This window comes from Streptomyces glaucescens, assembly GCF_002154375.1.
GTDB classification, from domain to species: domain Bacteria; phylum Actinomycetota; class Actinomycetes; order Streptomycetales; family Streptomycetaceae; genus Streptomyces; species Streptomyces glaucescens.
The window spans coordinates 1-4,414 of sequence record NZ_MUND01000785.1 but is presented as its reverse complement, the minus strand read 5'-3'; the positions used below and the strand labels follow the sequence as shown (position 1 = coordinate 4,414).

General features: G+C 74.1%; 3 protein-coding genes and 1 pseudogene. All 4 read left to right on the top strand.

The genetic code is table 11. The features are described from left to right. A partial coding sequence (locus tag CCN42_RS37180) for an MSCRAMM family protein (RefSeq protein WP_143662157.1) occupies positions 1-773 on the top strand: 773 nt, incomplete at its 5' end. 180 nt (positions 774-953) lie between these two features. Next, entirely contained in the window at positions 954-1,895 is a 942-nt protein-coding gene (locus CCN42_RS37175; protein WP_158101712.1) for a M55 family metallopeptidase, read from the top strand. Next, positions 1,888-3,192: a M20/M25/M40 family metallo-hydrolase gene (locus CCN42_RS37170; protein ID WP_086741706.1), complete on the top strand. Its 1,305-nt coding sequence runs from the start codon at positions 1,888-1,890 to the stop codon at positions 3,190-3,192. Before CCN42_RS37175 ends, CCN42_RS37170 begins: the two co-directional genes overlap by 8 nt. A gap of 4 nt (positions 3,193-3,196) precedes the next feature. Then, positions 3,197-4,414: pseudogene (locus CCN42_RS37165) on the top strand (TolB-like translocation protein); the annotation flags it as partial.

Sequence of the window (4,414 nt, the reverse complement as noted above, 5' to 3'; positions counted from 1 at the left end):
GCGCGGGGTACGCGGGCGGCATCCCGGTCTGCGGGACGGTGCAGCACCCCGACGGGACCGTCGTGCCCCGCGCGGCGCTCACCCTGATCGACGTCGCCGGACAGCAGATCGGGCGGGGGGCCAGCGGCGAGGACGGGCGGTACGCGCTGGCCACGCCGGGCCGGGGCGCGTACGTGCTGATCGCCGCCGCGGGCGGCCACCAGCCGCAGGCCGTCTCCGTGACCGTCGGCGAGCGGCCCGTCGAACTGGACGTCGTCCTCGGCGGCGCCGGACGCCTCGCGGGCACCGTCGTCACCGCCGACGGCACCCCAGTACGCGACGCCACCGTCACCCTCACCAATGTCCACGGCGAGGTCGTCGCCGCCACCCGCAGCGGACGCGAGGGCGGCTACGTCATCACCGAACTGGTCGCCGGCGAGTACACCCTCGCCGCCAGCGCGCCCGCGTTCCGCCCCGCCGCGCTCCCCGTCACCGTCCAGGCCGCCCGCGAGACCCGCCAGGACATCGAACTCGCCGGCGGCGCCGTGCTGCGCGGCACCGTCCGGGCCGGCGGTGGACGGCCCGTCGAGGACGCCCGCGTGACCCTTCTCGACGCGGCGGGCAACGTCGTCGACACCATGACCACCGGCGCCGACGGCACCTTCCGGTTCGTCGACCTGTCGTCCGGCGAGTACACCGTCATCGCGGCCGGTTACCCGCCCGTCGCCACCGTCCTCCAGGTGGCCGGCGGCGGCCGCACCGAACGCGATCTCCAGCTGGGGCACGAGGACTGACACGGCCCCGCTCGCGGCGGGGGAGAGGGGGGCGGTGCGTCTCGTACCGCCCCTTCCGTCTGCCGGTCGCGCCTGCCGCGACAGCGGCGTTCGCGCGCGCGTTCTGGTCTGTGGTGCGGGCCGCGCGTAACGTGAGCCCGACAAAGATCCGCGTCCGGAACCGGCGGAGTTGGGAGCATGGTGAAGATTCTCATCAGCGCCGACATGGAGGGTGCCACGGGCGTCACCTGGCCGGCCGACGTCCTGCCGGGGACACCGCAGTGGGAGCGGTGCCGGGCGCTGTTCACCTCCGACGTGCAGGCCGCCGCCCTCGGCTTCTTCGACGGCGGCGCGGACCGGGTGCTGGTGAACGAGGCGCACTGGACGATGCGCAACCTGCTGCTGGAGCGGCTGGACGACCGGGTGGAGATGCTGACCGGGCGGCACAAGTCGCTGTCCATGGTGGAGGGCGTGCAGCACGGCGACGTCGACGGCATCGCCTTCGTCGGCTACCACGCGGGCGCCGGCATGGAGGGCGTCCTCGCCCACACCTACCTCGCCAACTCCATCACCGGTGTCTGGCTGAACGACGTCCGCGCCAGCGAAGGCCTGCTCAACGCCCATGTCGTCGCCGAGTACGGCGTGCCGGTGGTGCTGGTCACCGGGGACGACGTGGCCTGTGAGGACGCGCTCGGGTACGCGCCCGAGGCGCTGAAGGTCGCGGTGAAGGACCATGTGTCGCGGTACGCGGCGGTGTGCCGCACGCCGGCCAGGACGGCGGCCGACATCCGGGCGGCGGCGAAGGAGGCGGTGGCGCTGGCGGGCCGGCGGGATCCGATGGCCGGCCGACCGCATACGGCCGGCGGGCCGGGTGCGGACGGCGGACTGCACGCAGTCGACGGGCCGGGTGGGTCCGGTGGACCGCGTACGGCCGGCGGGCCGGTGGTGGCCGGTGGGCCGTATACAGTCGCCGTCGAGTTCGACGCCGAGCATCTGGCGATGGCGGCCACCGTGGTGCCGGGCGTCGACCGGATCGGTGAGCGCAAGGTGGCGTACACCAGTCCGACCATGTACGAGGGGATCCGCACCTTCAAGGCGGTCACCACCGTCGTCTCGGCCGCTGTGGAGGAGCAGTATGGGTGACCAGCGCGCGCTGGACGAGGTCGTCGGGTTCACCTCCGATCTCATCCGCATCGACACCACCAACCGGGGCGGCGGCGACTGCCGGGAGCGGCCCGCCGCGGAATACGCGGCCGCGCGGCTGGCCGAGGCCGGTCTGGAACCCACGCTGCTGGAGCGCACCCCGGGCCGCACCAACGTCGTCGCCCGGATCGAGGGCACCGACCCGTCCGCCGACGCGCTGCTGCTCCACGGTCATCTGGACGTGGTCCCGGCCGAGGCCGCCGACTGGAGCGTGCACCCGTTCTCCGGGGAGGTGCGCGACGGGGTCGTCTGGGGCCGGGGCGCGGTCGACATGAAGAACATGGACGCGATGATCCTCGCCGTCGTGCGGGCGTGGGCCCGTGAGGGCTTCCGGCCCCGCCGGGACATCGTGGTGGCGTTCACCGCCGACGAGGAGGCCAGCGCGCAGGACGGCTCCGGGTTCCTCGCCGACGAGCATCCGTATCTCTTCGAGGGGTGCACCGAGGGCATCAGCGAGTCGGGGGCGTTCACCTTCCACGACGGGGCGGGCCGGCAGCTCTACCCGATCGCCGCCGGGGAACGCGGCACGGCCTGGCTGAAGCTCACCGCGCGCGGACGCGCCGGGCACGGTTCCAAGGTGAACCCGGAGAACGCGGTGACCCGGCTCGCCGCCGCGATCACCCGGATCGGAGCCCACGAGTGGCCGCTGCGGCTGACTCCGACGGTGCGGGCCGCGCTCACCGAACTCGCCGCGCTCTACGGCGTCGACACCGATCTGCGCGACGTCGACCGGCTGCTGGAGAAGCTGGGCCCGGCCGCGCAACTGGTCGAGGCGACCGTGCGCAACAGCGCCAACCCGACGATGCTGGACGCCGGTTACAAGATCAACGTCATTCCGGGCGAAGCCGTGGCCTATGTCGACGGGCGGTATCTGCCCGGTGGTGAGGCAGAGTTCCGCGCCACCCTCGACCGGCTCACCGGGCCGGACGTGGAGTGGGAGTTCCACCACCGCGAGGTCGCGCTGCAGGCGCCGGTGGACTCGCCGACGTACGCCCGGCTGCGCGCCGCCGTCGAGGAGTTCGCGCCGGAGGGCCATGTGGTGCCGTACTGCATGTCCGGCGGCACCGACGCCAAGCAGTTCTCCCGGCTCGGCATCACCGGCTACGGGTTCACCCCGCTGAAGCTGCCCGAGGGCTACGACTACCAGGCCATGTTCCACGGCGTGGACGAGCGGGTGCCGGTCGAGGCGCTGCACTTCGGCGTCCGCGTCCTCGACCGCTTCCTGCGGACGGCCTAGGCGGATGGGGGACGAGGTGCACACCCTGCCCTACGGCTCCTGGCCCTCCCCGATCGACGCGGCCCTCGCCGCCGCGCACGACGGCCGGCCCGAGTACGTCGGCTTCGTCGGCGACGAGGTGTGGTGGACCGAGCCGCGGCCCGCCGAGGGCGGCCGGCGCGCCCTGGTGCGACGGCGCGCGGACGGCGTGGAGGAGCAGGTGCTGCCCGGGCCGTGGAACGTGCGCAGCCGGGTGTGGGAGTACGGCGGGCGGCCCTGGGCCGGCGGGACCGTGGACGGCCGGCTGCTGGTGGTGTTCGTGCACTTCGCCGACCAGCGGCTGTACCGGTACGAGCCCGGCGGGGGTGCTCCGCGTCCGCTGACCCCGGTGTCGGCGGTGGGCGGCGGGCTGCGCTGGGCCGACCCGGTGCTGTGCGCGGAGCGCGGTGAAGTGTGGTGCGTGCTGGAGGAGTTCACCGGGGACGGGCCCGGTGACGTGCGCCGGGTGCCGGCCGCCGTACCGCTGGACGGCTCGGCCGCCGACGACCGGGACGCCGTCCGTGAACTGGGCGACTGCGGGCACCGGTTCGTGACCGGGCCGCGCCTCGCGCCGGACGGGCGGCGGGTGGCCTGGCTCGGCTGGGACCATCCGCGGATGCCCTGGGAGGGCACGGAGGTGGTCGTCGCCGAGATCGGGGACGACGGCCGGCTGCGGGGAGCGCGGACGGTGGCCGGTGGACCGCAGGAGTCCATCGCGCAGGTGGAGTGGTCGAGGGACAACCGCCTTCTGTATGCGAGCGACCGTACGGGCTGGTGGAACCTCTACCGTGACGGCGAGCCGCTGTGTCCGCGCGAGGAGGAGTTCGGCGGCCCGCTGTGGAAGGTCGGCGAGCGTTGGTTCGCGCCGCTGGAGAACGGGCTGATCGCCGTCGTCCACGGCCGGGGGGCGACCGTACTCGGGATACTGGATCCCGAATCCGGTGAACTCGTCGACGCGGCCGGCCCGTGGACCGAGTTCTGCCCCACCCTCGCCGCGCACGGTGAGCGCGTCGTCGCCGTCGGCGCCAGCCCGCGCACCGGCCACGAGGTGATCGAGCTGGACACCCGGACCGGCCGGGCCCGGGTGATCGGCGCCGCGCACCGCGACGCCGTCGACCCGGCCTACTACCCCGAGCCGCAGATCCGCACCTTCACCGGGCCCGAAGGCCGCGACATCCACGCCCGGGTGTATCCGCCCCACCAC